The 26131-nt window shown below is 69.1% G+C and carries 25 protein-coding genes; 11 read left to right on the forward strand and 14 right to left on the reverse strand.

Features of this window, described 5'->3' with window-relative positions; genetic code table 11:
* Positions 1–193: 193 nt before the first annotated feature.
* Both C1707_RS22835 and C1707_RS22840 read right to left on the reverse strand, forming a co-directional pair.
* Entirely contained in the window at positions 194–1477 is a 1284-nt protein-coding gene (locus C1707_RS22835) for an alginate export family protein (RefSeq protein WP_101715550.1), read from the reverse strand.
* Positions 1478–1623: 146 nt separating this feature from the next.
* Positions 1624–2262, reverse strand: a complete 639-nt coding sequence (locus C1707_RS22840; RefSeq protein ID WP_101715549.1) for a TetR/AcrR family transcriptional regulator — start codon at positions 2260–2262, stop codon at positions 1624–1626.
* 165 nt (positions 2263–2427) lie between these two features.
* On the opposite strand from C1707_RS22840, the gene C1707_RS22845 reads away from it, so the two are divergent.
* The 5 genes from C1707_RS22845 to clpA all read left to right on the forward strand — a co-directional run bounded on the left by C1707_RS22845 (position 2428) and on the right by clpA (position 8638).
* Positions 2428–3840, forward strand: coding sequence for a glycosyltransferase (locus C1707_RS22845; protein WP_101715548.1), 1413 nt, complete (start codon positions 2428–2430; stop codon positions 3838–3840).
* A gap of 17 nt (positions 3841–3857) precedes the next feature.
* Positions 3858–4769 carry an RsmD family RNA methyltransferase gene (locus C1707_RS22850; RefSeq protein WP_101715547.1) on the forward strand — a complete coding sequence of 304 codons (912 nt, stop codon included), beginning with the start codon at positions 3858–3860 and terminating at the stop codon, positions 4767–4769.
* A gap of 5 nt (positions 4770–4774) precedes the next feature.
* Complete coding sequence (locus C1707_RS22855; protein WP_101715546.1) at positions 4775–5566, forward strand: TrmH family RNA methyltransferase; 792 nt, start codon at positions 4775–4777, stop codon at positions 5564–5566.
* A gap of 409 nt (positions 5567–5975) precedes the next feature.
* Positions 5976–6305, forward strand: coding sequence for an ATP-dependent Clp protease adapter ClpS (gene clpS, locus C1707_RS22865; RefSeq protein WP_101715544.1), 330 nt, complete (start codon positions 5976–5978; stop codon positions 6303–6305).
* Positions 6306–6316: 11 nt separating this feature from the next.
* Positions 6317–8638, forward strand: coding sequence for an ATP-dependent Clp protease ATP-binding subunit ClpA (clpA, locus tag C1707_RS22870; RefSeq protein WP_101715543.1), 2322 nt, complete (start codon positions 6317–6319; stop codon positions 8636–8638).
* Positions 8639–8708: 70 nt separating this feature from the next.
* Here the strand turns inward: clpA and C1707_RS22875 are convergent, their stop codons facing one another.
* Together C1707_RS22875 and C1707_RS22880 are read right to left on the reverse strand one after the other, a co-directional pair.
* Positions 8709–9146: a BLUF domain-containing protein gene (locus tag C1707_RS22875; RefSeq protein ID WP_101715542.1), complete on the reverse strand. Its 438-nt coding sequence runs from the start codon at positions 9144–9146 to the stop codon at positions 8709–8711.
* 106 nt (positions 9147–9252) lie between these two features.
* A complete protein-coding gene (locus C1707_RS22880; RefSeq protein WP_101715541.1) occupies positions 9253–9684 on the reverse strand; it encodes an HIT family protein in 432 nt (143 codons plus the stop codon).
* A gap of 51 nt (positions 9685–9735) precedes the next feature.
* Here C1707_RS22880 and C1707_RS22885 point away from each other — a divergent pair, with 51 nt between their 5' ends.
* Positions 9736–10326, forward strand: coding sequence for a DUF4287 domain-containing protein (locus C1707_RS22885; RefSeq protein ID WP_101715540.1), 591 nt, complete (start codon positions 9736–9738; stop codon positions 10324–10326).
* Positions 10327–10376: 50 nt separating this feature from the next.
* The gene (locus tag C1707_RS22890; protein ID WP_101715539.1) at positions 10377–10862 is read left to right on the forward strand and encodes a pyridoxamine 5'-phosphate oxidase family protein; all 486 of its coding nucleotides are present in this window, start codon (positions 10377–10379) and stop codon (positions 10860–10862) included.
* Positions 10863–10888: 26 nt separating this feature from the next.
* Here C1707_RS22890 and C1707_RS22895 read toward each other — a convergent pair whose 3' ends face one another.
* The 4 genes from C1707_RS22895 to C1707_RS22910 all read right to left on the reverse strand — a co-directional run bounded on the left by C1707_RS22895 (position 10889) and on the right by C1707_RS22910 (position 13854).
* Positions 10889–12049 (reverse strand): GNAT family N-acetyltransferase, encoded by a 1161-nt coding sequence (locus C1707_RS22895; RefSeq protein WP_101715538.1) that lies wholly within the window; start codon positions 12047–12049, stop codon positions 10889–10891.
* Positions 12046–12819 (reverse strand): glycerophosphodiester phosphodiesterase, encoded by a 774-nt coding sequence (locus C1707_RS22900; RefSeq protein WP_101715537.1) that lies wholly within the window; start codon positions 12817–12819, stop codon positions 12046–12048. The genes C1707_RS22895 and C1707_RS22900 overlap by 4 nt, the downstream gene beginning before the upstream one ends.
* Complete coding sequence (locus tag C1707_RS22905; RefSeq protein WP_058347593.1) at positions 12819–13277, reverse strand: RidA family protein; 459 nt, start codon at positions 13275–13277, stop codon at positions 12819–12821. Before C1707_RS22905 ends, C1707_RS22900 begins: the two co-directional genes overlap by 1 nt.
* A 142-nt stretch (positions 13278–13419) precedes the next feature.
* The gene (locus C1707_RS22910) at positions 13420–13854 is read right to left on the reverse strand and encodes a phasin family protein (RefSeq protein WP_058347592.1); all 435 of its coding nucleotides are present in this window, start codon (positions 13852–13854) and stop codon (positions 13420–13422) included.
* A gap of 335 nt (positions 13855–14189) precedes the next feature.
* Between C1707_RS22910 and C1707_RS22915 the strand changes: the two genes are divergently transcribed.
* The gene (locus C1707_RS22915) at positions 14190–15512 is read left to right on the forward strand and encodes a D-alanyl-D-alanine carboxypeptidase family protein (protein ID WP_101715536.1); all 1323 of its coding nucleotides are present in this window, start codon (positions 14190–14192) and stop codon (positions 15510–15512) included.
* Positions 15513–15596: 84 nt separating this feature from the next.
* On the opposite strand, the gene C1707_RS22920 is transcribed toward C1707_RS22915, so the two are convergent.
* On the reverse strand, positions 15597–16028 hold the full coding sequence (locus C1707_RS22920) for a J domain-containing protein (protein ID WP_101715535.1): 432 nt from the start codon (positions 16026–16028) through the stop codon (positions 15597–15599).
* Positions 16029–16055: 27 nt separating this feature from the next.
* Complete coding sequence (gene mipZ / locus C1707_RS22925; RefSeq protein ID WP_101715534.1) at positions 16056–16892, reverse strand: division plane-positioning ATPase MipZ; 837 nt, start codon at positions 16890–16892, stop codon at positions 16056–16058.
* A 203-nt stretch (positions 16893–17095) separates the two neighbouring features.
* On the opposite strand from mipZ, the gene panC reads away from it, so the two are divergent.
* A complete protein-coding gene (gene panC, locus C1707_RS22930; protein ID WP_101715533.1) occupies positions 17096–17944 on the forward strand; it encodes a pantoate--beta-alanine ligase in 849 nt (282 codons plus the stop codon).
* Between the two features lie 163 nt (positions 17945–18107).
* On the opposite strand, the gene C1707_RS22935 is transcribed toward panC, so the two are convergent.
* Positions 18108–18506, reverse strand: a complete 399-nt coding sequence (locus C1707_RS22935) for a DUF1489 family protein (RefSeq protein WP_101715594.1) — start codon at positions 18504–18506, stop codon at positions 18108–18110.
* 166 nt (positions 18507–18672) lie between these two features.
* Between C1707_RS22935 and C1707_RS22940 the strand changes: the two genes are divergently transcribed.
* On the forward strand, positions 18673–19974 hold the full coding sequence (locus C1707_RS22940) for a cation:proton antiporter (RefSeq protein WP_101715532.1): 1302 nt from the start codon (positions 18673–18675) through the stop codon (positions 19972–19974).
* Positions 19975–20095: 121 nt separating this feature from the next.
* Here C1707_RS22940 and C1707_RS22945 read toward each other — a convergent pair whose 3' ends face one another.
* The gene (locus C1707_RS22945) at positions 20096–22060 is read right to left on the reverse strand and encodes an acetyl/propionyl/methylcrotonyl-CoA carboxylase subunit alpha (protein ID WP_101715531.1); all 1965 of its coding nucleotides are present in this window, start codon (positions 22058–22060) and stop codon (positions 20096–20098) included.
* A gap of 211 nt (positions 22061–22271) precedes the next feature.
* Here C1707_RS22945 and C1707_RS22950 point away from each other — a divergent pair, with 211 nt between their 5' ends.
* Positions 22272–23324 carry a glycoside hydrolase family 43 protein gene (locus C1707_RS22950; protein ID WP_205686803.1) on the forward strand — a complete coding sequence of 351 codons (1053 nt, stop codon included), beginning with the start codon at positions 22272–22274 and terminating at the stop codon, positions 23322–23324.
* On the opposite strand, the gene C1707_RS22955 is transcribed toward C1707_RS22950, so the two are convergent.
* On the reverse strand, positions 23303–24238 hold the full coding sequence (locus tag C1707_RS22955) for an SUMF1/EgtB/PvdO family nonheme iron enzyme (protein ID WP_101715529.1): 936 nt from the start codon (positions 24236–24238) through the stop codon (positions 23303–23305). The genes C1707_RS22950 and C1707_RS22955 overlap by 22 nt on opposite strands.
* Entirely contained in the window at positions 24238–26019 is a 1782-nt protein-coding gene (locus C1707_RS22960) for an arylsulfatase (protein WP_101715528.1), read from the reverse strand. The genes C1707_RS22955 and C1707_RS22960 overlap by 1 nt, the downstream gene beginning before the upstream one ends.
* Positions 26020–26131: the final 112 nt, after the last annotated feature.

Genomic DNA, 26131 nt, shown 5'->3' on the forward strand with positions numbered 1-26131 from the left:
TGCGGCCCCTCGCGGAACGTCGTTGCCCCGCGTGTCGTGATCAGGGACGCATCGACCGCCCGGGGACGGCAATCGACAAACCGCCGTTATCGATCGTTTCGCAGGTGCGGCGCCCGTTTTTGCGCAGCAGCACGGCGCCCAAAGCTTGGGCGGCGCCCGTAAACCGGGCACGCCCCTCCCGCCACGGACGGTCTCAGAGCTTGTACTCGAGGGTGAACCACACCTTCTTGCGCGAGGCGGGCGGCGCCAGGGTACCGCTCGGCACGCTGTCGACCCGATCGAATCCCGCGTACTTCAGCTGAGCCGACAGCTTGGGGGCGATGGTCGCCGTCAGCTGGGCGTTCCACTCGTGGCCGAGATCGGCCCCCGTGCGGTCGTCGTCGAAGTCGTGGTAGCGGACCAGCAACTCGGGATTGGTAAAGCCGCGCGCCTTGATCTTCGGTTTGACCGTGACGGTGAAGTTCAGGTCGTCCAGGCCGTCGGCGAAGCTCTTGTTGCCGCCCAGCGAAGACCAGGCGTCGGCCCAGCCGTAGAAGCCGTGGGCCGCGCCCAGCGGCGCGCCGAAGCCGCGCGTGCCGTCGCCCTCCAGCATGTGGTAGCCGATCTGGGCCGTGTAGATGCCGCGCGTGGCCGCGAACTCGCCGCCCAGATAGTCGAGCTCGTAGTCGGCGGTGGCGCGGTGATAGTCGCTCTGACGGGCGAAGGCGCCGGAATAGGTCAGGGTGTAGGGCCCCGCCTTGGTCCTGCCCACGCCGCGCACGCCCTTGGTGATCGAGGTGTTCACCGGCGAGTCCGAGAAGTCGAGGGCGTAGACGAAGGCGGTGGCCTTCAGCGCCTCGGAGAAGGTCCAGGTGGCGTTGACGAAATGGCTGTCGCTGTCCCAGTCGCGCCGCTCGCCCAGCGCCCGGTTGACCCGGGTCACGTAGACGTAGGTCCCCCTGAAGCGGCTGAGCGTCAGGTCGGTGCGCAGGCCGTCATAGGTCTGCTCGTCCTGGCGCCAGGCGGCGGCCGCGACGAAGCGCTGGTCGTCGAACTGGATCTTCTGGCGGCCGGCGGTCAGTTGCAGCGCCTTGCTGGGCGTCCACTGCAACTGGGCGCGGTTCACCTCGGTGACGTTGGGATCGTTGATCGCCGGGTAGCGGGCCTTGTCGGCGCCGTTCAGCGGCGTGGAGACGCCCGGCGTGGTGATCGCGAAGTGCTCGGGCCCCACGCGGCGGACGTCGTCGAACTCGATCAGCGCCTTGACGTCATGCCAGCCGCCGGTCTCCCAACCGAAGCGCGTGCGCACCGTCGTGCCCTCGGCGTCGTTGCGCAGGGTGGCTGTCTTGGTCTGGTCGAAACGCTCGTAGCGGGCGCGGATCTCCAGCAGAGGCCTGCCGGCCTTCACCGCCTCCAGCAGCGACGCCTCCTGGGCGCTCGCGCCGCTCGACCACGCCAAGGCCATGAGGCCCACACACACAACATGCGACTTGTTCATGCGGCGGGGCTCTAGGGCCCAAGGGTTAACCCGCTACCACCACCGCGCCATCGAACAGCGTTGTATTTGCGCAGCCCGGCTAAGCTTCGGTCGGCACGGGGAAATTTCGCGGGTGCGACCGTTTGTCGCCCGCCCCGCGCGCGCCTCTACCTGTCGGCGATCAGGCCGTGCATGACCCCGTCCAGCGTGACCTGCATCAGCTCCTCGGCCGGGGCCCAGTTGCGGCTGGGCTTGGTGATGACCAGCGAGACGATGCCGTGACAGGCCGCCCACAGCACCTGGGCGGCGCTTTCGGCCGTGCCCGTCTTCAGGCGGCCGGCGGCGGCGATCTCGCGGATCGGGCCGCTGAACTCGTCGAAGCAGCGGTCGCCGAGATCGGACACCGCCTGCTGCTTCTCGACCGAGATCGCCTCGTTCGAGCCGCAGAACACCAGCTGGTAGGTGTTGGGGTTCTCGAACGCGAAGCGCATGTAGGCGTCGAGCATCCGTCGCACCTTCTCCACCGCGTCGATCGGCTCCTGCGACAGGGCGACATTGATCGACAGCAGCTGCTCGATGGCCTCCTTGCCGATCTCGAGCAGGATCTGGTCCTTGTCGCGGAAATGCATGTAGAGCGCGGTCGAGGACACGCCCACGGCGTCGGCGATCTTGCGGATCGTCGCCCCGGCGTAGCCCTCGGCGATGAAGATCTTCTCGGCGGCGGCCAGGATTTCGCCCCGGCGCATGTGGCCGTCGCCCTTGGGCTTGCGGGCGGACCTGGGCGGCTTCTTCAACGCGACGGTCACGATACGGTACTTCCTCCCTCTTCCCCGACCTGACACTAAACGGGAATCACCCAGGGCCGACAAGCGTAACGCCGGTTTTACGTAGAACGCGTATTTTTCCGTTTGACACTTTATAGTTGAATTTATCGAGTCGCTCCCGCCGACAAGGCTAAGCTGGGGGGCGACATGGCGCGTGAGGAACGGCGGCTGCACGTCGATGGGCTGGACCATGCCGTCCTGCCCGATCCGCCACTGGTCGCGCCGGTTCCGCCCGCCGACGGCGCGCATCGGCGACTGAGCCCCGCGCAGGGCTTTCTCCTGGTCGCGTTGCTGCTCGGACTGACGGCGGGTCTGGCGACGGCGCCCGGCGCGACGCTGGCCGCCCTCAAGTGGACGGGTCTCGCGCTGTTCGCCCTTCTGGCCACCCTGCGGCTGGTCGCGGCCCTGACGCCTCGGCGCGTCGTCGCCGCGCCCGCCCTGCCCGACGACGCCTTGCCCACCTACACGGTGCTGGCGCCGCTCTACAAGGAAGCGTCGGTGGCGGCCGAACTGGTCGCCAATCTCGGCCGGCTGGACTATCCGCGCGATCGCCTGCAGGTGCTGGTGGTGCTGGAAGCCGACGACGGCGAGACCATTTCGGCCTTCCACGCCCTGGACCTGCCCGCCTTCATCCAGGTGCTGATCGTGCCGCCGGGCGGCCCCAAGACCAAGCCCCGCGCCTGCAACCACGCCCTGGAACGGGCGCGGGGCGAGCTGCTGGTGATCTACGACGCCGAGGACGCGCCCGATCCGCTGCAGTTGCGCGAGGCGGCCGCCCGCTTCGCCGCCGGCCCGGCGGAGCTGGCCTGCCTGCAGGCGCCGCTGCGGATCGAGATCCCCACGATCGCCGGCTTCCTGCCCCGCCAGTTCCAGCAGGAGTACGCGGCGCACTTCGAGGTGCTGCTGCCGGCGCTGGCCCGCTGGCGGCTGGCCTTTCCGCTGGGCGGCACCAGCAACCATTTCGCGGTGGGGCCCCTGCGCGCGGTCGGCGGCTGGGACGCCTTCAACGTCACCGAGGACGCCGACGTAGGCTTTCGCCTGGCGGCCGCCGGCTATGCTCTGGACGTCGTCGACCCGCCGACCCTGGAAACGGCCCCGACCACCTGGAAGGCCTGGCGGCCGCAGCGGGCGCGGTGGATCAAGGGTCATCTTGCGACGCTGCTGGTGCACCTGCGCGGCCCGGCCGCCCGACGACCACGCGTGGCCCTGGCTTTGTTCCTGACCCTCTTTCTCTCGCTGGCCTCGACGCATCTGCACGCCCCGATCTTCGCCGGGGCCGTGCTGCTGGTCCTGGTCGACCTCGCGCCAGACGGCCACGCCGTGATCGACCAGGCGGGCCTTGCGCTTCTCGTCTACGCCTGGAGCGGCTCGGCCATCGCCGCGAGCGTCGGCCGAAGGCGCGCCGGCGGCACGGCCAGGTGGCTCGACCTCCTGGGTCTGCCCGCGATCTGGCTCGCCCAGGGCTGGGCCGGATGCCACGCGCTGTGGCAGTTCGTGCGCCGTCCGCACCACTGGGACAAGACCCCGCACGCGCCTCGGGCTGGACGACGCTTGGCCTGAGCGCGTATGGCGTGGCCATGCACCCGACCATCGCCGCCTCTCCTCTCGTCATGCGCACCACCGGCTGGGCCGACTACGCCCTGCTCGACAGCGGGCGCGGCAAGAAGCTGGAACGCTACGGCCGCTACACCGTCGTTCGCCCCGAGCCGCAGTGCTTCTGGGAGCCGCGCCTGCCGGCCAGCGCCTGGGACGAGGCCGACGCCGTGTTCGATCCCTCCGACGAGGACGAAGCCGGCCGCTGGCGCTTCCGCGGCAAGCCGATCGAGAAGTTCGACCTGGCCTGGGGCGAGGCGAAGTTCCATGGCCAGTTCACGCCGTTCCGCCACCTGGCCTTCTTCCCCGAGCAGGCCGCCAACTGGGCCTGGCAGGACGAACGCGTGCGCGCCTTCATCAAGGCTCGCGGCCGCCAGCCCAAGATCCTGAACCTGTTCGGCTATACCGGCGTGGCCAGCCTGGTCTGCGCCGCCGCCGGCGCCCACGTCACCCATGTCGACGCCTCGAAGAAGTCGGTCGGCTTCGCGCGCGAGAACGCCGCCTTCGCGGGCCTGGCCGAAAAGCCGATCCGCTGGATCGTCGAGGACGCCCGCCGCTTCGTCGCCCGCGAGGTGCGCCGCGGCAACGTCTATGATGGTGTCATCCTGGACCCGCCGAAGTTCGGCCGCGGTCCCGACGGCGAGGTCTGGCGCCTGTTCGAGGACCTGCCGGCGCTCGCCGCCGACTGCGCCCAGCTGCTGGCCGAAGACGCCGACTTCCTGCTGATGAACGCCTATGCCGCCCGCGTCTCGGGCGCGGCGATGTCGGGCCTGCTGGCCCAGGCGCTCGACGGCCGCGCGGGCGTCATCGACTGGGGCGAACTGTCCTTGGTGGAGGATCGTGGCGACCGCCAGATCGGCCTGTCGTTCTTCGCCCGCTGGTCGTCGGAGGCTTGAGAGACATGAGCGTCAAGACCGTCACCTCCCTGACCAACGCCACGGTCAAGGCCGTCCGCGCCCTGCACATGCGCAAGGAGCGCGAGGACAGCGGCCTGTTCCTGGCCGAGGGCCTGAAGATCGTCATCGAGGCGATCGACTGCGGCCACGCGCCCAAGATCCTGATGTACGGCCCCGACGCGGCCGACCACCCGATGCTGCAGAAGGCCGCCAAGGCCTGCGCCTCGGCCGGCGGCGAGGTCATCGAGGTCAATCGCGAGATCCTGGAAAAGGTCTCGCGCCGCGACAATCCCCAGGCCGTGGTCGGCGTCTTCCGCCAGGTCTACACGCCGCTGTCGGCCATCGTGCCGCAGAGCGCCGACTGCTGGGTGGCCCTGCAGGCCGTCCGCGATCCGGGCAACCTCGGAACGATCATCCGCACGGCCGACGCGGCCGGCGCCGGCGGAGTGATCCTGGTCGGCGACTGCGTCGACCCCTATTCCGTCGAAGGCGTGCGGGCGACCATGGGCTCGGTCTTCGCCGTGAAGATCGCCAAGGCCACCGTGCAGGAGTTCCTGGCCTGGCGCGAGGAATGGCCTGGCAGCGTGGTCGGCACCCTGCTGACCGCCACCGTCGACCACAAGAGCGCCGACTACGTGAAGCCGTCGCTGATCCTGATGGGCAACGAGCAGCAGGGCCTGCCGCCCGAACTGGCCGCCGCCTGCGACGTCAACGTCAAGATCCCCATGCGCGGCCGCGCCGACAGCCTGAACCTGTCGGTGGCCACGGGGATCATGATCTACACGGTGACGGGCTGACCGCTTCGCGGGTCTGGCCTATTTCTCGGTTCCCCAAACCCGCTTCCCTCGCCCTTGTGGCGAGGGCCCACGCCGGCGACCGCTCAGACCTTGACCGCCTTCCCAAGGTCTGAGCGGCGCGACGATGGATCCTGGGCACAAGGCCCAGGAAGGCGATGGTTGGATGGCGGAGCACTTTCCAACCCGCGCCTCTTCCCCCTTGCGCGACAACGCGCCGCACACCATTTCGCAGCCTCGCCGCGGGAACGCACAGGCCACCTTCGCCGCTCTCCCAAACGTGAAGCCGATTTCGACGGCGCCCCTGTGCTAAAGCGGCGCAGTCGGGCGGCGGCCTCTTCCAAAGCCGCCGCTTTTCCATATCTAATTCATGAAGGCGGGTGATTTGCTTCCCGCCGGGAGAAAGCGGTCGATGGCCGAGCGAAAGCAAGGCGGACAGAATAACGGCGCGGGCTCTTCGGTCGTCACGGAAGTGAAGCCGAAGACGCAGAAGCCCTCGTTGTATCGCGTACTGATCCTGAACGACGACTACACCCCCATGGAGTTCGTCGTTTACGTGCTCGAACGGTTCTTCAACAAGTCGCGCGAAGACGCGACACGGATCATGTTGCACGTTCACCAGAACGGCGTCGGGGTCTGCGGCGTATTCACTTACGAAGTCGCCGAGACCAAGGTCGCTCAAGTGATCGACTCAGCCCGCAGACATCAGCACCCGCTGCAGTGCACCATGGAAAAGGATTGAGGAGCCTCCCCTTGCCCTCTTTTTCGCGTCCTCTCGAAGAATCCCTGCATCGCGCCGTCGCGTACGCCAATCAGCGAAAGCATGAGTACGCGACCCTCGAACACCTGCTGTTGTCACTGACCGACGACGACGACGCCGCCGGCGTCATGCGCGCCTGCGACGTGGACCTGGCCGCCCTCAAGAAGAGCCTGGTCAACTATCTCGACGTCGAACTGTCCTCGCTGGTGGTCGACGACGAGGAAGACGCCAAGCCCACGGCGGGCTTCCAGCGCGTCATCCAGCGCGCCGTCATCCACGTCCAGTCGTCCGGCCGCGAGGAAGTGACCGGCGCCAACGTCCTGGTCGCCATCTTCTCCGAACGCGAGAGCCACGCCGCCTATTTCCTGCAGGAGCAGGACATGACGCGGTACGACGCGGTGAACTTCATCGCCCACGGCATCGCCAAGAAGGCCGGCGCCTCGGAGCCCAAGGCCGCCAAGGGCGCGACCGCGGTCGAGGAAGACCAGGAAAAGCCCAACACCAAGACCGGCGGAGAGGCCCTCGAGGCCTATTGCGTCGACCTCAACGAAAAGGCCCGCCAGGGCAAGGTCGACCCCCTGATCGGCCGCGCGAACGAAGTCGAACGCGCGATCCAGATCCTGTGCCGCCGCACCAAGAACAACCCGCTGCTCGTGGGCGACCCGGGCGTGGGCAAGACCGCCATCGCCGAAGGCCTGGCGCGCAAGATCATCACCCACCAGGTCCCCGAAGTCCTGGCGGAAGCCACCATCTACTCGCTCGACATGGGCGCGCTGCTGGCCGGCACCCGCTATCGCGGCGACTTCGAGGAACGCGTCAAGCAGGTGGTCAAGGAACTCGAGAACCACCCCAACGCGGTGCTGTTCATCGACGAAATCCACACCGTCATCGGCGCCGGCGCGACCAGCGGCGGGGCCATGGACGCCTCCAACCTGCTGAAGCCCGCCCTGGCCTCGGGCACCCTGCGCTGCATGGGCTCGACCACCTACAAGGAGTTCCGCCAGCACTTCGAGAAGGACCGGGCGCTCGTCCGTCGCTTCCAGAAGATCGACGTGAACGAGCCGACGGTGGAAGACACCATCAAGATCCTCAAGGGCCTGAAGACCTACTACGAGGACTTCCACAAGCTGAAGTACACCGCCGAGGCCCTGAAGGTCGCGGTGGAGCTGTCGGCCAAGTACATCACCGACCGCAAGCTGCCCGACAAGGCGATCGACGTGATCGACGAGGCGGGCGCGGGCCAGATGCTGCTGCCCGAAAGCCGTCGCAAGAAGACCATCGGCGTCAAGGAGATCGAGGCCGTCGTCGCCAAGATCGCCCGCATCCCGCCGAAGTCGGTCAGCAAGTCGGACACCGAGGCCCTCAAGGAACTCGAGAACGACCTGAAGCGCGCGGTGTTCGGCCAGGAAGAGGCCCTCACCCAGCTGTCGGCCGCCATGAAGCTGGCTCGCGCCGGCCTGCGTGAACCCAACAAGCCGATCGGCTCGTACCTGTTCAGCGGCCCGACCGGCGTCGGCAAGACCGAGGCCGCCAAGCAACTGGCCTCGACGCTCGGCATCGAGATGCTGCGCTTCGACATGTCGGAGTACATGGAACGCCATACCGTGAGCCGCCTGATCGGCGCCCCTCCCGGCTATGTCGGCTTCGACCAGGGCGGCCAGCTGACCGACGCGGTCGACCAGCACCCGCACGCCGTCGTCCTGCTCGACGAGATCGAGAAGGCGCACGGGGATGTCTACAACATCCTGCTGCAGGTGATGGACAACGGCACCCTGACCGACAGCAACGGCAAGAAGGTCGACTTCCGCAACGTGGTCCTGATCATGACCACCAACGCGGGGGCCTCCGACGCCCAGCGCAACTCGATCGGCTTCGGCCGCTCGAAGGTCGAAGGTGAAGAGGACGCCGCGCTGAAGCGCCTGTTCACGCCGGAGTTCCGCAACCGCCTGGACGCCGTCGTGGCCTTCAAGCCGCTGACGCCGGAGATCATCCGCCAGGTCGTCCAGAAGTTCGTCATGCAGCTGGAGGCGCAACTCGCCGACCGCAACATCACGATCGAGCTGGCCGACGACGCGGCCGACTGGCTGGCCAAGAACGGCTTCGACGAGCTCTACGGCGCCCGTCCGCTGGCCCGGGTCATCCAGGAGCACATCAAGAAGCCGCTGGCGGACGACATCCTGTTCGGCCGCCTCGTCCGCGGGGGCCACGTCAAGGTGGTGCTCGAGAACGGCAAGATCGGCTTCGAAGTCGAAAGCGCCTCGGAAGGCAAGTCCGGCAAGTCGGACGACGCCGAGGAGCCGGCCCTAGCCGAATGAGGCCAAGAGCCGCCTGAAAATGGAGAAGGCCCGGAGCGATCCGGGCCTTTTTTCTTTGACGCGCCGGCCCTCAGCGCAGGTGCCGTGCGCCCAGCAGCGACAGCAGACGGATGGCCCGCTCCCCGTCGAGGCCGGCCGGCGTGAAGTGCTCAAGCCCCACCGCCGACAGCGCCGAGGCGTCCTGCGCCTCCAGCCGACGCTGACCCATGTTCCAGTCGCTGAACAGCCGGCGCTCGGCCGGTCCGTCGGCGATCAGCGCGATCTCGTCGTGGCGCGGGTCGGCGCCGATCCGGGCGTAGGCCTGGGCGACCGTCTGGCCCGGCCCCTCCAGCACCTGCAGGAACCGCCCCTCCCCCGCCGCCAGGAACCCGGTGATGTCGTCCAGGCGGTTGTTCTGGATCGACTTGGCGACCACCGCCCGCAGGGTCTCGTCGATGGCCGCCGGATCTGTCGCGCGGCTGGCGTAGACCAGGCGATAGAGGCCCCGCCGGGCCAGGGGATCGGTCATTCACTGTCCTTCACGGGCGCTGAAGCTTGGCCCTTGGATGGAAAGCGCCAGACCGGGAAAGGTTCGAGCGCGGCCACGCCTGGATCCCCGGTGAGACCGTCCCGACCTACAGCGCCGCGCTGATCTTGGCGGCCAGAGCCTTCAGCTCCTCGATGTCGGCCATGCCGCCGCCGTGACGCCCCAGGGCCTCGCCCTCGTAGCGGGGGATCACGTGGAAATGCAGGTGGAACACGGTCTGGCCGGCCGGGGCGCCGTTGAACTGGGTCACGACCACGCCGTCGGGCTCGAGCGCCGCGGTGACGGCCCGGGTCGCCTTCTGCACCGCTCCGATCAGCCGGCCGAGGGTCTTGGGCTCGGCCTCCAGCACGTTGCGCGCCTTCGAGGTCTTGGAGATCACCAGCAGGTGCCCCTTCGACTGCGGAAACGCGTCCATGAAGGCCAGGACCTCGTCGTCCTCGAAAACCTTCACGCTCGGGATCTCGCCGCGAACGATCTTGGCGAAGATGTTGTCCGGGTCGTAGGTTCCGTGAAGGCTCATGGTCGTCTCCTTTGTGGGACGGTCCTATCAAACCAACCGGGGGGCGCAAGCGTGGGCAAGACCGACGAGACGGGCCAGGGCCTGACCGAACGCCAGAAGAAGTGGTTCGCCTCGGTGCAGGCCAGCCTGGAGCGCGACACAGGCAAGACCCTGGAGCAATGGGTCGAGATCGTCCGCCGCGACTGCGCGGAGACCAGGACCAAGGCGCGCGTCGACTGGCTGAAGATCCATCACGGCCTGGGCGTGAACCGCGCCGCCCACATCCTGGGCGCGGCCTTTCCCTCCGAACTGGGCTGGGAGGACGCGGCCGGCCTGCGCGCGGCGTTGTGGACCGACCCGGCGGCGACCGCGATCCTCGAAGCCGTCGAGGCGGCGGTCGCCGATTTCCCTGGCCTCGTCACCGGCCAGCGCAAGGCCTTCACGGCCTGGTCGGGCAAGGTGCAGTTCGCCGCCGCCAAGCCCGTGAAGGGCGGAACGGTCTGGCTGGGCCTGGCGCTGACGCCGGACGCCTCGCCTCGCCTTTCCGAGCCGACGAACGAGAGCTGGTCCGAGCGCCTGAAAGCCAAGCTGCCCCTCGCCTCGCCCGCCGAGGTCGACGACGAGGTCAGGGCGCTGCTGAAAGCGGCCTGGGACCGCTCCTGACGGGAACGGCGCCGGGCGCGGCCACGTTTTGACGGCGGGAGGACAAGACCATGTCCAAGGAAGCCGATCTTACCGCAAAGTTCTGGAAGGCCCTGAAGGCCGATCGCACCGTGATGCTGGGCCTGCCCGACGTCGAGGGCGGACACAGCCAGCCGATGACCGCCCTGATGGAAAGCGACTACGGCGGCCCGCTGTGGATCTTCACCTCGGCCGACTGCGACCTGGTCGCCGCGCTCGACCACGATCGCGACGCGGTCATGCACTTCGCCTCGAAGGGCCACGACCTGTTCGCCGAGATCGACGGCCGCCTGCGGATCGACAACGACCGCCAGGCCATCGACGCGCTCTGGAGCCCGTTCGTGGCCGCCTGGTTCACTGGCAAGACCGATCCCAAGCTGCGCCTGCTGCGCTTCGATCCCGAACACGCCCGCATCTGGCTCAACGAGAACAGCCTGTTCGCCGGCATGAAGCTGATGCTGGGCCACGACCCCAAGCGCGACTATCGCGACAAGGTCGCCGAGGTCAGCCTGCACTAGCGAGAAGCGAGCCTGACGGAGGCGTCCTAACCCTCGCGCCGGAAGGGCGAGAACTCCTCGGTGAGCATTGCCATGTCTTCCGCCACCGCCTCGCGCTCGCGCTGCAGGTAGCGGGCCACGGGCTCGCGCAGGGCCGGGTCGGCGATCCAGTGGGCCGAATAGACCGGGCTGGGCAGATAGCCGCGGGCGATCTTGTGCTGGCCCTGCGCCCCGGCTTCGACACGCGGCAGGCCCAACCGGATCGCGTGTTCGATGGCCTGGTAGTAGCAGAGCTCGAAATGCAGGAACGGCACGTCCTCGGTGCAGCCCCAGTGGCGGCCGTAGAGGCAGTCGCGGCCGATCAGGTTCAGGGCGCCCGCGATCCACGGCCCGCCCGGCCGTCGCGCCAGGAGCAGCAGCACCTTGTCGGCCATCCGCTCCCGTAGCAGCGAGAAGAACCGCCGGTTCAGGTAGGGGCGGCCCCACTTGCGACCGCCGGTGTCCATGTAGAAGGCGAAGAAGGCGTCCCAGTGCGCCTCGGTCAGCTCGTCGCCGGTCAGGCCGACGATCTCCAGCCCCTCCTGGGCGTCGCGCCGTTCGCGGCGGATGGTCTTGCGGCGGTTAGACGACAGGGCCGCCAGGAAGTCGTCGAACGTGGCGTAGCCGGCGTTCTCCCAGTGGTACTGCTGGTCCTGCCGGCGCAGCAGGCCGCGATCGCCCATCCAGTCCCACTCGTCGGCGGTCGGGAAGGTCACGTGCAGCGACGAGGCGCCGATGCGTTCGCACAGGGTCAGCGCCCCGCCCAGCAGGGCCGAGCGCGCCTCATCCGGATCCACGTCCGGCCGGGCGATCAGGCGCGGCCCCGTCACCGGCGAGAACGGCGCCGAGCACTGGAGCTTGGGATAGTAGCTGCCCCCCGCCCGCTCGTAGGCGTCGGCCCAGGCGTGGTCGAAGACGTATTCGCCCTGGCTGTGGTTCTTCAGATAGAGCGGCATCACCCCGGCGATGCGCCCGTCCGTATCGGAAACGCTGACGTGATGCGGCGCCCAGCCGGTGCGGTCGGTCGCGCAGCCGCTCTCTTCGAGGATGTCGAGGAAGTCGAAGCTGACGAAGGGATCGCCTGAGGGCCCGGCGCAGGCGTCCCAGGCCTCGCGGCCGATATCGGCGATGCGGCGGTGGACGCGCACCTCCGCCTTAAGCGAACTCACGCAGGAAAGCCCTCGAAGATCAGGTTGTCGCAATGGCCGGAGACGGCGTCCCACTGCTCGGGCGAGCGCACAGTCCAGGCGACGATCGGCATGCCCTTGGCGCGGAAGACGTCGGCGCGGGGGCTGGGCAGCATGTCGAGGCCCAGCGCCAGAAAGTCCGGACGGGCGATCTCGACCTGCTCCAGCGCCGCCAGCGACCTGCGCAGCTCCGGCGCCAGCTTGCGGGCGTTCTCGTCGTTCCAGCCGTATGAATCCAGGCCCCGCAGAACCTGCGGATTGTGGTCGGCGAACCAGGCGTGGGAGTAAGGGTTGAAGCCGATCACGGCGATCGGGCCGTTGTGGTCGATCAGGATTTCAGAGACCTTCTTCTCCAGCTCGCCGACCTCGCCAAAGGGGGTCTTCAGCTCGATCTGGACCATGGCCCGGTGGCCGATCACCGCCAGGGCGTCGGCGAGGGTCGGGATGGTCTCGTCGGTGTCCGACAGCTTCATCGCCCCCAGCTCGGCGGCGGTGTGGTCGCGCAGGCGCCCCTCCTGGCCGGTCAGGCGCTCCAGGCGATCGTCGTGAAAGACCACCGCCTGGCCGTCGGCCGTCAGCTGAACGTCCAGCTCGATGGAATAGCCCTTGGCGCAAGCGGCCTGGAAGGCGGCCAGCGAGTTCTCGGGCGCGCCGCCCGGCGTCCACAGCCCCCGGTGCGCGATCGGCGGATCGAAGAGGCGCTCCCACGCCTCGCCGAACACCTCGGTCCCTGGGCGCGGACGCGCGCGCATCAGAAGACCTCCACCACCGCGTCGACCTCGACGGCGAAGCCCAGCGGCAGCTTGTAGACCCCCACGGCCGAACGCGCGTGGCGGCCGGCGTCGCCGAACACCTCGACCATCAGGTCCGAGCAGCCGTTGATGACCTTGGGAATGTCGATGAAGTCGGGGCCGGCCTGGACGAAGCCGCCGAGCTTGACCACGCGAGCCACCTTGTCGAGGTCGCCGACCGCGGCCTTGATCTGGGCCAGCAGGTTGACGCCGCAGAGGCGCGCGGCCTTCTGGGCCGTCTCCAGGTCGACGTCGACGCCGACCGTGCCCTTGATGCCGCCGGCCGGATCGATCGAGATCTGGCCGGAGATGTGGACGAGGTTTCCGGACCGCACGAACGGCACGTAGTTGGCCACCGGGGCCACCGGCTGCGGCAGCGTGATCCCCAGACCTGCCAGACGCTCTTCCACCTTCGACATTCAAACGCTCCCTTACCGAGAGCGCATGCTTAGCAAGGGCTAGCCGGGGCACAAGAAAAAAGGCCCGGACCGTGAGGTCCAGGCCAGAAGGCTGGGTAGACTTATGAAACGGCCCGCAAGCGGGGCCGTTCCGAATTCCGGATTAACGCGCGGCCTGGAACTTCTCGACCGTGGCGGTGACGCGCTCGTTCAGCGGCTTCACCGAGTCCTTGATCGAGGCCGAGACGATCTCCGAGGCCTTGCTGACCTGGGCGATGTAGGCTTCCAGGGCCGACTTGGCCCAGGCGGTCTGCAGTTCGACGGCTTCCTGCACGCTCTTGGCGCCGGCCAGGGCCTTGGCCGCGGCGACCTGGTCCTCGGCGGCCTTCTTCGAGTAGGCGAAGGCCTCGGCGCCCAGGGCTTCGGCGCCCTTGGTGGCGGCGGTCACCGAGGCGACCACGGCTTCGAGGTTCTTCTTGGAATGGGTGTTGGCTTCGGCCAGGGCGGCCAGCGACTTCTCGACACCGTCCTTGAACGCTTGGTTGCTGGCGGTGGAGTATTGCTCGACGGTGCTCTTCAGGGTCTCGGTGACGGCCATGGGGAGGGCTCCTGGGCGGGTCATGGTGGGACGGCGCGGCCTTGTTTGGGTTTTCGGCCGCGATCCCGCGCCATGCGTTGGGACGACATGGTTTTCTCATGTTGCACTGCAGCAGTCAAACGTTTTTGTGCAGCGCACCATAACCCTGGGTTAAGCTGCTCCGCGCCCTGAACGCCCAGGCAGCGAAGCGTTGCCGCAACGCCTAAGTTTTATCTTAATCTGCGGCGAAATCGCTCACCAGTTGTTTACTTTGGCGTAAGGCGACAACGCGCATGCTAGATCTCACGCGTGTGGCGGTGCGGAACCGCTCAGTTCAAATGACGGACGTTTGTCGCATGTTCGCCAAGCTTAACTCCGCCCGTCGTCTCCTCGTCGCCGTCGGCCTCGCCGCGGCTTCGCTGGTCGGCGTCGCTGCTCCCACCGTCGCTTCGGCTCAGATCCCGTACCTGCAGCTGAACGCCGCCGAACCCAAGTACGCGGCCATCGTGATCGACGCCAACTCGGGCGAGGTGCTCTACGACAAGCGCGCCGACAGCCCGCGCTATCCGGCCTCGGTCACCAAGGTGATGACGCTGTACCTGACGTTCGAGGCGCTCAGCGAAGGCCGCCTCAAGCTGACCGACCGCGTGCCGATCTCGCCGCGCGCCGCCGCCCAGGCCCCGACCAAGATGGGCCTGCGTCCGGGCGACAGCCTCAGCGTCGACGAGGCGATCCGCGCCATGGCCGTGAAGTCGGCCAACGACATCGCCACCGCCATGGCCGAGAAGCTGGGCGGCAGCGAAAGCCGCTTCGCCGCCCTGATGACCCTGCGGGGCCAGGAGCTGGGCATGCGCAACACCCGCTTCGTCAACGCCTCGGGCCTGCCCGACAGCCGCCAGATCAGCACCGCCCGCGACCTGGCAATCCTGTCGCGCGCCACGATGCGCGACTTCCCGCAGTACTATTCCTACTTCAGCCTCAAGGGCTTCGAGTTCCGCGGCGGCTACGTCCGCGGCCACAACCGCCTGCTGTCGAGCATGGAAGGTTTCGACGGCCTGAAGACCGGCTACACCAATGCTTCCGGCTACAACCTCGCCGGCTCGGCTGTGCGCGACGGCCGCCGCCTGATCGCCGTGGTCCTGGGCGGCTCTTCGACCGCCTGGCGCGACAACAACATGGAAGACCTGCTGACCACCGGCTTCGACGTGATGCGTCGCCGCTCGCACGGCGAGCGCACCAGCATCGCCGCCAACCTGTACGAAGAGGATCCCGCCGGTCCGATCATGCGCCCCTCCTCGGAAGAGGGCGACGGCGACCAGGCCGGCCTGAAGATCGTGCTGACCGACAACCCGCGCCCCGCGCCGGTGAAGGTCTCGCCCACCCTCAAGGCCGCCAAGGACGCCGCCAAGCCCGCCCCGAAGGCCGCGCCCAAGAAGGCCAAGGGCGAGTGGAGCGTCCAGGTCGGCGCCTTCCAGTCCAAGAGCCTGGCCAACAAGCAGCTGGGCATCGTCCGCGACCGCTTCGCCAAGGCCGTGTCCGACGCCGAGGGCGCCGTGGTCAGCGCCGCCGGCGGCGCCTTCCGCGCCCAGTTCCAGGGCATGACCGCCGAAGCCGCCCGCGCGGCCTGCTCGGCGATCACCGCCAAGCGGCAGCCCTGCATGGTCATCGCCCCGCGCTGATCGGGCCTGGACCTCAGAAACAGAAAAGCCGGCGGCCTCGCGGTCGCCGGCTTTTTCCTTGCCTCGCAATCGGGGCCCGCCCCCTCACCGCCCCTTCAGCAGCCGATCCCTGGCCGCGTTGAGCTGCGCCGCGAGGCCGGCGGTGCCGCCCTTGTCGGGATGGGCCAGGCGGATCAGCCGGGCGTAGGCGGCCTGGATCTCGTCGGGGCCGGCCTTGGCGTCGACGCCCAGGATCGAGCGGGCCTCGCTGGCCGACAGCTGAGCCTTGGCCGGTTCGGAGACCTTGCGGACCACCGGCCGCTGGCGGGCCGAGGTGGCGCACCACAGGCCGATCACGCCCAGGGCGATCGCCACCGGCCACTGGCTGCGGATGCCGGTATAGGCCGCGCCCGCGAAGGCGGCGGCCGACATGACGCCCGCGCCGATGCGCCAGCCCTCGCCGGCCAGCAGCGGCTTGCGCTTGCCCCACAGCAGCCAGGCGACGACCACCGCGCCGAGGATCAGATAGAAGAGCATGCGCGGACCCGCCGCCGCCCCATGGGATTACTGGGCGGCGAGCAGAGTTTCGCCCGAGAACGCGGCCAGGCCAAGCGAGTGCATCAGGGCCCGCAGCTCCTGGCGCGCGGCCAGATGCTGCAGCGACACCGGCACCGGGCGCACCTGGGTCGATAGGTCGGCGATGGTCAGGCCGAACGGGAACAGCTCGCGATAGATCACGCGGTCGCGCAGGCCAGGGCCCATGCGGAAGCCGACCCGCTTGGCCAGGGCCGTCAGGCGGTCTTCCAGGCGCTTGCGGTTGCGGGCCTCGGTAGTGGCCAGGCGGTTGCGCAGCACCACCCAGTCCAGCGGCTGGCGCTGGCCGGCCATGGCGCGGGCCTTGCGGGCCTCCCACACCGTCTGGGAATAGAGGCTGGGCTTCTGCAGCTCCATGGTCACCGGGTCGACGTGGCCCAGCATGTCGAAGTCGACGAAGCTGTCGTTCATCGGCGTGACGATCAGATCGGCCAGGCCGTGGGCCATGCGCGTGATCTGGGTATCGCCGCCGGGGGTGTCGATCAGCACGAAGTCGGCGACCTCGCGCGCGGCCAGGAACGCCTTCTCGAAGGCGGCGACCTGCTCGGCTTCGGATCCCGCGGCCAGGGCCACGTCGTCGTCGCTGAGACGGAAGGTCTGCGGCATCGGCAGTTTGACGTCGTTGCCGGCCAGCCAGGCCGCGCGGTTCTCGCAGAACCGCATGCTGGTGCACTGACGCAGGTCCAGGTCCATGATCGCCACCCGGGCGCCGCCGTACAGCAGCGACGTCATCAGGTGCATAGCGATGGTGGACTTGCCGGCCCCGCCCTTTTCGTTGCCGACGACGATCACGCGCGTTTCGGCCATAGGCTTCATCCTTCGTTCCACCCGACTCGGGCGAATCTAACCAAAATCTTAACGCGCATGAAACGCCCTGCGCGCTCCTGGCGTCAATCTTATGGCGCCCTGCGTCCACAGACTCGGTGTCGCAGGTGGACCCGATGTCCCATATCGGCCATAAGCCGGCCGTCCGAACGCTCGTTTTTGCGTCGCAGCAGAGTTCCCCCGACATGACCCGTATCGTCCGCACCGTCGCCGAATTGCGTGAGCAGGTCCGCGCCTGGAAGGACGCGGGCGAACGGGTGGGCCTGATCCCGACCATGGGCGCGCTGCACGACGGCCACCTGTCGCTGGTCCGCCTGGCCCAGACCAAGGTCGCGCGCACCGTCGCCAGCGTGTTCGTCAACCCCAAGCAGTTCGCCCCGCACGAGGACTTCGACGCCTATCCGCGCGGCGAGGCCCGCGACGCCGAGTTGCTGGACAGCGTCGGCTGCGACCTGCTGTTCGCCCCAGGCCCCGCCGAGATGTACCCGCAGGGCTTTTCGACCACGATCAACCTGACGGGCGTATCCGAACCGCTGGAGGGCGCGGCCCGCCCGCAGTTCTTCGGCGGCGTCGCCACCGTGGTCACCAAGCTGCTGATCCAGGCGCAGCCCGACATCGCCGTGTTCGGCGAGAAGGACTACCAGCAGCTCCAGGTCATCCGCCGCGTGACCCGCGACCTTGATCTGCCCGTCGAGATCGTCGGCGCCCCCACGGCGCGGGCGCAGGACGGCCTGGCCCTCTCCTCGCGCAACGCCTACCTGTCGCCCGAAGAGCGCGCCGCCGCCGTGGCCCTGCCGAACGCCATGAAGGCCGCCATCGCCGCCGTCCAGGCCGGCGAGCGCGTCGAGACGGCCGAGGCCGCCGGCAAGGCCGCGCTCGCGGCCGCCGGCTTCCGGCAGGTGGACTATTTCGATTTCCGCGACGCCGACGACCTGTCGCGCCTGGGTCCGGACGCCCTTCACGGCGCGAAGGCGCGCCTGCTGGCGGCCGCCTGGCTGGGCAAGACCCGCCTGATCGACAACATGGACGCCTGAACCGCGCCCTAGCCTTTCGCGATCAGGGCGACGCCGACGGCGATCACCATCGCCAGGAACAGCAGGCCCATGCCGAGCGCCATGTACGCCAGTCGCATCCTCGCTCTCCCCAGAAGGTCGAGCGGGGATGATCGCATCCTTGAGTTGATGATCCGCTAAGCGATCACCAGGCCCCCAGCTCCCGCAGCTGGCGAGCCAGCTCCGGCGGCATGTCGGCGGCCTCGCCCTCGGTCAGGTCGGGCGGCGCGTCCTCAGGCTTGAGATAGCGCCAGCCCTGAAACGCCCGGCGCGGCTGGGGCGCGACGCGCACGAGGTTCGGATCGACCGTCACCTCGCAGCGGGCGTTCTGCCCCTCGCCCACCGTGTCGATGGCCAGGATGGTCTGGCGGCACAGCACCTGGCCCTTGAACACGCGATAAAGCGAGCCGCCGTCGAGAATCTCGTCGATGCGCTTGGGCGTCATCCGGGTGTGCATCACCCAGGGATGACCTTCCTTGTGCCAGGCGACGAGGTCGTCGATCGTGTCGCAGCCGACGACCAGCTTGATCATGTGCAGAGCCATGGAGCCGATGTAGCGCGCTGCGACCACCGCGCAAGCGCCGGTGTTCGCCAGCGATGTGACAACGCTATCATATAACCCCTAGGTCCGGTTCCCGACCGATGGTATCGGAGTTCCAGGGAAGAGACGGCGACCGTCGAGGACGGCGCGATTTCGGGGGAACGGGACCATGACGGCGGCTGAGCTCAGCGTTGTCTTCTTTTTGCAGATGTTCGTGATCATCGCCGTCAGCCGGCTCGTCGGCTGGCTCGCGAAGAAGTATCTGGGCCAGCCTCAGGTGGTGGGCGAGATGATCGCCGGCGTGCTGCTGGGCCCGTCGCTGTTCGGCCTGCTGGCCCCCGACGTCCAGCACATGCTGTTCCCCAAGGACTCCAAGAGCGTGCTCTATGTCGGCGCCCAGCTGGGCGTGGGCCTCTACATGTTCCTGGTGGGCCTCGGCTTCCAGGCCGACCATTTCAAGAGCAACGCCAAGAGCGCGGCGGCCGTGTCGCTGTCGGGCATGGCCGCGCCGTTCCTGGTGGCCGTGGCCCTGGCCCCGTGGCTGCTGAACCTTGGCCTGTTCGGCAAGGGCATCGACACCTTCCAGGCCACGCTATTCATGGGCGCTGCGATCTCGATCACCGCCTTCCCGATGCTGGCCCGCATCATCCACGAGCGCGGCCTGTCCAGGACCCCGCTCGGCACGCTGTCGCTGTCGGCGGGCGCCATCGACGACGCCGGCGCCTGGACCGTGCTGGCCATCGTGCTGGCGACCTTCGGCGGCGGACCGGCCGTGGCGATCAAGGCCATCGTCGGCGGCCTGGTCTTCGTGACCTTCATGATCACCCTGGGCCCGAAACTGCTGGCCCCGCTGGGCCGCTGGGCCGAGCGCGAGGGCAAGGTCACGCCCAACATCCTCGGCGTCGTGGTCATGCTGTTCGCCCTGTGCGCCTGGGCGATGGACGCCGTGGGCATCCACGCGGTGTTCGGCGGCTTCATCCTGGGCACGGTGCTGCCGCGCGGCGTGCTGAGCCGCGAGGTCAAGAAGCAGCTGGAGCCGTTCGCGGTCGTGCTGCTGCTGCCGATGTTCTTCACCTTCTCGGGCCTGCACACCCAGCTGACCATGGTCAACAGCGTCAGCCTGGTCGCCGTGACCCTGGTGATCCTGGCCGGCTCGATCCTGGCCAAGGGCGGCGCCTGCTGGGCCGCCGCGCGCCTGACGGGTCAGGACAACGCCACCGCCTGCGGCATCGGCGCCCTGATGAACGCCCGCGGCCTGATGGAGCTGATCATCATCAACATCGGCCTGCAGAAGGGCATCATCGGCCCGGCGCTGTTCTCGATGCTGGTGCTGATGGCGATCATCACCACCCTGATGGCCTCGCCGCTGTTCGAGATCCTGTACGGCAAGGCCGCGCGGGCCCGCGGCGAACTGGGGGCCCTGGACGAGAGCGAGGACGACGGGTCGGAGCTGGCGAGGCTGCCGGCCTGACCGCTACGCGGCCGCCTCAGTCGCTTCGCGACAGCTCCCCCAAGGGGGGAGCATCTACGCCTAGCCTATAAGATCCTCCCCTTCTGGGGGAGGTGACCCAATGGGCCGGAGCGGGCGGCCTTCAGACCGACGCCTCCAGCCGCGCCAGCACCACGCCCTCGGCCACCTGGCCGCCGGCCACGGCCGACAGCTCGCCGACGACGCCGTCGAACGGCGCGGCCAGGGCGTGCTCCATCTTCATGGCCTCCAGCACCAGCAGGGTCTGGCCCTTGGTCACCGCCTGGCCGGCCGCGACCGCGACCGACACCACCTTGCCCGGCATCGGCGACAGGATCGCCCCGTCCGAGGCCGCGCCATGGGCGCCGCCGCCGACCTGCGGCATGAAATCGAACTCGCGCACGTCGCCGCCCTCGAACACGTACAGCGGATCGCGGCCGTAGACGCCGGGCAGCACGTCGACGTCGTCGAGCGGTCGGCCGTCCTCGACGGTGATGTCCCACGACCAGTCGTCACCGGCGCCGGTCACCAAGCCTACCCGCAGCGGCGTGCGGGCGCCGTCGATCGTCAGCGGCAGGTTCATGGCCGCGCGCGGCGCGCCCATGCGGAAGCCCAGCAGGCGCGAGGGCGCGCTGGCCCACGGGTCGGCCTTGGGCTGGTCGGCGGCCATGAAGGTCTCGAGCCGCTGGCCGATCGCCGCCAGGGTGGGGGCGTCGCTGAAGGTCCGCTCGGTAAGTTCGTCGAGACGCGCGGCGATGAAGCCGGTGTCGATCGCGCCCTCGACGAAATCCGGATGGCTGGCGCAGGCGGCCAGGAAGGCGGCGTTGGTCTTGACGGGATAGACCTCGACCAGCTTGCAGGCCTCGGCCAAGCGATGGGCCGCGTCCTCGCGGTCGACGCCATGGGCGATCAGCTTGGCGATCATCGGATCGTAGAAGGGCGTGACCTCGCCGCCCTCCTCCACCGCGCTGTCGACGCGGACGTCGCCCTCGGGCAGGCGGAAGTGCTTCAGCGGGCCGGTCGAGGGCAGGAAGCCGGTGGCGGGGTTCTCGGCATAGAGGCGCGCCTCCATGGCCCAACCCTGCAACTCGATCTCGTCCTGGGCCAGCGGCAAAGGTTCACCCGAGGCGACGCGCAGCTGCCATTCGACCAGGTCCTGGCCGGTGACCATCTCGGTGACTGGGTGCTCGACCTGCAGGCGGGTGTTCATCTCCATGAACCAGATGCGGTCGGCGCGCAGGCCCTCGCTGGCGTCGGCGATGAACTCCACCGTGCCGGCGCCGACATAGCCGACGGCCTGGGCCGCCCGCACCGCCGCGCCGCAGACGGCCGCCCGCGTCTCTTCGTCCATGCCGGGGGCGGGCGCCTCCTCGATGACCTTCTGATGCCGGCGCTGCAGCGAGCAGTCGCGCTCGAACAGGTGGACGACGTCGCCGAACTGGTCGCCGAACACCTGCACCTCGATGTGGCGCGGCCGGGTGACCCACTTCTCCAGCAGCACGCGGTCGTCGCCGAAGCTGGCGGCGGCCTCGCGGCGGCACGAGCCCAGGGCCTCGGCGAAGTCTTCGGCCCGGTCGACCTTGCGCATGCCCTTGCCGCCGCCGCCGGCCACGGCCTTGATCAGCACCGGGAAGCCGATCTTCCCGGCTTCGGCGGCCAGCCGCTCGACCGACTGGTCGTCGCCCAGATAGCCGGGCGTGGTCGGCACGCCGGCCTCGATCATGACCTTCTTGGCGGCGTCCTTCAGGCCCATGGCGCGGATCGCCGACGGCGGCGGACCGATCCAGACCAATCCTGCGTCGGTCACGGCCTGGGCGAAGTCGGCGTTCTCCGACAGAAAGCCGTAGCCGGGGTGGATCGCCTCGGCGCCGGTCTGGCGCGCGGCGGCCAGGATCTTGGCCGGGTCGAGATAGCTTTCACGGGCCGGCGAGCCGCCGATCAGGATGGCCATGTCGGCCTCCATCACGAAGGGGGCGTGGCTGTCGGCCTCCGAGTGGACGGCGATCGTGCGCACGCCCATCTCGCGCGCGGTGCGGATGATCCTGCGCGCGATCTCGCCGCGATTGGCGATCAGAACCGACTCGATCAACGCGTTCCTCCTCGGGACGAGGCGGTTTGGGGCCGGCCTCTGTCGCATGCTTCGTTATCGGCCGAGGTTTATGCCCTAAAACACCGATAGGCCAGCACGACCTTTGCCGCACAGCGCGACACGGCCGCCAGCTTGCCCCCTGCCCTCGCCATTGCAAAGCGCCGCCATGTCTTTCTAGATCGCGCCTCGTACAGCGTCGCCCGGAGGAAGCATGACCGTCGACCACTCACGGCGGGCCATGGCCCTGGGGGCCGCCGCCCTGGCGCTCGCGCCCGCCGCCGCCCGCGCCGAACCCACGCTGCGCCTGCCCAACATGCCGCTGCACGACCCGTTCATGGTCGCCGACAAGAAGGCCGGGCTGTATCGGCTCTATACATCGAACATCGCCCGGCTCAGCGGGACGCCCGGCCTGGGCACGATGATGTACGTCAGCCGTGACCTGGCGACCTGGGAAAACCCGCGCTGCGTATTCCAGGCCCCGCGCGACGCCTGGTTCAAGGGCGGGGCCTGGGCGCCGGAAGTCCATCAATGGCGGGGTCGCTGGTTCCTGTTCGCCACCTTCCACGACGAAGCCGCGCGCCTGCCGCCGGTGGGCAAGCGCCAGCCCTACCGGCGCGGCACGATCCTGGCCGTCGCCGACAGTCCCGAAGGTCCCTTCACCGTCGTCCGCGACGGCGAGCCGGTCGCGCCGAAGGAGCTGATGACCCTTGACGGCACCCTCTACGTCGCCCCGGACGGCAAGCCCTGGTACGTCTATTCGCGCGAGTGGCTGCAGGTCGGCGACGGGGCGATCGAGGCCCTGCCCCTGACCGACGAACTGGCCGCCGCCGGCCCGCCCCGCACGCTGTTCACCGCCAGCCAGGCGCCGTGGTCCGACGGCAAGAAGCAGCCCGAGGGCGACCTGGCCTACGTCACCGACGGCCCGCAGTTGTTCACCAGCAAGACGGGCCAGTTGCTGATGCTGTGGTCCAGCTACGACAAGGACGGCTACGTACAGAGCCAGGCCCGCTCGACGAGCGGCGCGATCGAAGGGCCGTGGGAGCAGCTGCCGCCGCTGGTCCGCCACGACAGCGGCCACGGCATGCTGTTCACGCGCTTCGACGGCCAGTTGATGATGGTCGTCCACCGCCCCTTCAAGAACGCCCGCGGCAAGCTCTACGAGATGCGCGACGTGGGGGACCGGCTGGAGATCGTCAAGCAGCGCATCGACCTGGACGGAGATCCCAACCCTCTCCCTCTCTCTCAGAGAGAGGGCGTTTCGTAAGCCACCCGGAACCCCACGTGCGAGGTCCCGATGCCCTCCTCCTGCGCCTGCCAGGCGGCGGGGCGGAAGTTGGCGCAGTAGTTGAAGGCGCAGAGGAACGAGCCGCCCTTGATCAGGCGCTCGACGCCCGAGGTCCCGGCCGGGCTGGCCGTCCACTCCCAGACGTTGCCGATCATGTCCGACAGGCCGAAGGCGTTGGGCGAGAAACAGCCGACGGGCGCCACGCCGGTGAAGTGGTCCTCGTTGCTCTGGGCCAGGGGGAAGTCGCCCTGCCAGGTGTTGGCGGTCGGCTTGCCGTCATCGTCATAGGCCCAGGCCTGGGGCGCGCGCGGACCGGCCTGGTCGCCCCGGGCGGCGCGCTCCCACTGCGCTTCGGTCGGCAGGCGACCGCCGGCCCAGCGGGCGTAGGCGACCGCGTCGGCATAGGCCACATGCACCACCGGCTCGTCGGCGTGGGCCAGGTCGTCGGCCCCGCCGCCGTGCGGCCGCCGCCAGTTGGCGCGGGGCGTCAGCTTCCACCACTGGGCCGCGTCGTCGAGGCCGGACGCAAGATGCTCGGGCTGCACGAACACCGCCGAGGCCCCGTCCCGCTCGGCCTGGGTGACGTAACCGGTGGCGTCGACGAAGGCGGCGAACTGGCGGTTGGTCACCTCGTGGCGATCGAGCCAGAAGCCCTCGACCGCCACCGCCCTGCCCGGCCGCCCCGGACCGTCCTCGCCCAGCGACACCTGGCCGGCCGGAACGAACGCTCGGCCCTCCTGGGCCTTTCTGGCCTTCCCAGCGCAGGCGCCCGGAGGCGCGGCGCGGATCGCCGCCACCTCGACACCGGCCGGATCGGCGGTCGTGAAGCCGCTGCTCGCCAGGCCGGCGACCAGGGCGACCACCGCCGCCGCTCCGGGAAGGCCGCGTCGCATCAGCGCGCGCCGGCCTTGGGCGCGGCCGCGCCGGCGGCGGGCTGAGCGGGCGGCAGGACCACGCCGTTCTGCGCGGCGTAGCGGTTCCAGGCCTCGACCAGCTCCTTCAGCTTGTCCGGCTGGCTGGACGCCAGGTCGACGGCTTCGGCCGGGTCGCTCTTGAGGTTGAATAGCTGCCAATTGGCCGGCAGCACCGCCTCGCGCGAATAGGCCGCCCCGCCCGGCGCCGAAGGCAGGTAGACCGCCTTCCACTCGCCCTGGCGCACGGCCCGGCGGAAGAACAGCTCCCAGGCCACCAGGTCCTGCGGACCGCGCACGACGGCGTCGGGGCTGGCCAGCGCGGCCACCCACGAGCGGCCGATGGCCGGGGCCACGGCGCGGCCGCGATAGGTCTCCGGACGCTTCACGCCGGCCAGTTCCAGCACCGTGGCCTCGACGTCGGCCACGTGGGCCAGGGAGCCGACGATGCGGCCGTCGCCCTTGACGCCCGGTCCCTCGACGATGGCCGGCGTGTGGATGCCGCCCTCGGTGGTGTAGCCCTTGACCTGGCGGGTCGGTGCGGTGGCCGCCTGCGCCCAGCCAGGGCCGTAGCCCACGTGCGAGGAGCCCGCGCCCAGGTTGTCGAAGCTGTTGTCGACCGGCAGCGTCGCCAGCTTGGCCGGATCGGGCACGCCGCGGATGGTGTCGATGCGGCTGCCTTCCGCGCCATTGTCCGACAGGAAGACGATGACGGTGTTGTCGTACTGGCCCGAGGCCTTCAGCGCGGCGACCACCTTGCCGATGTTCTGGTCCATGCGATCGACCATGGCCGCATAGATCTCCATGCGGCGCGACTGGTCCTTCTTCTGCTCGGCGGTCAGCGAGCTCCAGGCCGGGGTGTCGACGAACGGATGCGGCTTGACGTCCTTGGCCACCAGGCCCAGCGCCTTCAGCCTGGCCAGCCGCTGGTCGCGCAGCGCCTCGTAGCCGGCGTCGTAGCGGCCCTTGTACTTGGCGATGGTCTCGGGCGGGGCCTGCAGCGGCCAGTGCGGCTCGGTGAAGGTCAGGTAGGCGAAGAACGGCCGGGCGTCGCCGGCGCCTTCGCGGATGAACTGGGCCATCTTGTCGCCGTAGAAGTCGGCCGAGTAGACGCCCTTGGGATAGGTCACCACCTTGCCGTCCTCGCGGAAGGTCGAGGCCGCGCCGGCGGCCCTGTAGGCCTCGGTCTGGTCTTCGCCGAAGTGGTTCTGAAGACCCTGCAGCAGGGCGTAGGAGCGCTCGAAGCCGCGCGCCGTCGGCGACTGGTCGTCGGTCAGGCCCAGGTGCCACTTGCCGGCCATCAGGGTGCGATAGCCGCTGTCGCGCAGCAGCTCGGCCGCGGTCACCGAGCGGTCGTTGAGATAGCCCTCGTAGCCCGGCCGGCCCTTCTGGCCAGGCGTCAGCACCTCGGCCATCGAACCCAGGCCCACCTGGTGGTTGTCCGAGCCCGTCATCAGCATCGAGCGCGTCGGCGAGCAGGTCGGGGCGGTATGGAAACCCGACAGCCGCACGCCGCCCTTGGCCAGGGCGTCGAGGTTGGGCGTCTCGATCTCGCCGCCGAAGGCTCCGAGATCAGAATAGCCCAAGTCATCGGCGACGATGATCAAGAAATTCGGACGCTTCTCGACCGCGCGGGTCGCGGCCGGAGCCGTAGGTTCCGCGGCGTGGGCGAGGCCGCCCGCCAGGCTGGTCGCGGCGATCAGGGCGCCGGCCAGGAGCCGCCCACGAAGGGTGGTCCGCAGGGTCGTGTGATGGGTCTTCATGACGCTTTCCCTCGTGTTCTTCCTTCCCCCTAAGGCCTGCGACGCCGAGCGCTCTTACGACAATTTCGAAACGCCCTGTTGAGAATTTCTGCAATGCCGATCGGAGTAGTTG

It is taken from the genome of Caulobacter flavus (assembly GCF_003722335.1).
In the GTDB taxonomy this organism is placed as follows: Bacteria; Pseudomonadota; Alphaproteobacteria; order Caulobacterales; family Caulobacteraceae; genus Caulobacter; species Caulobacter flavus.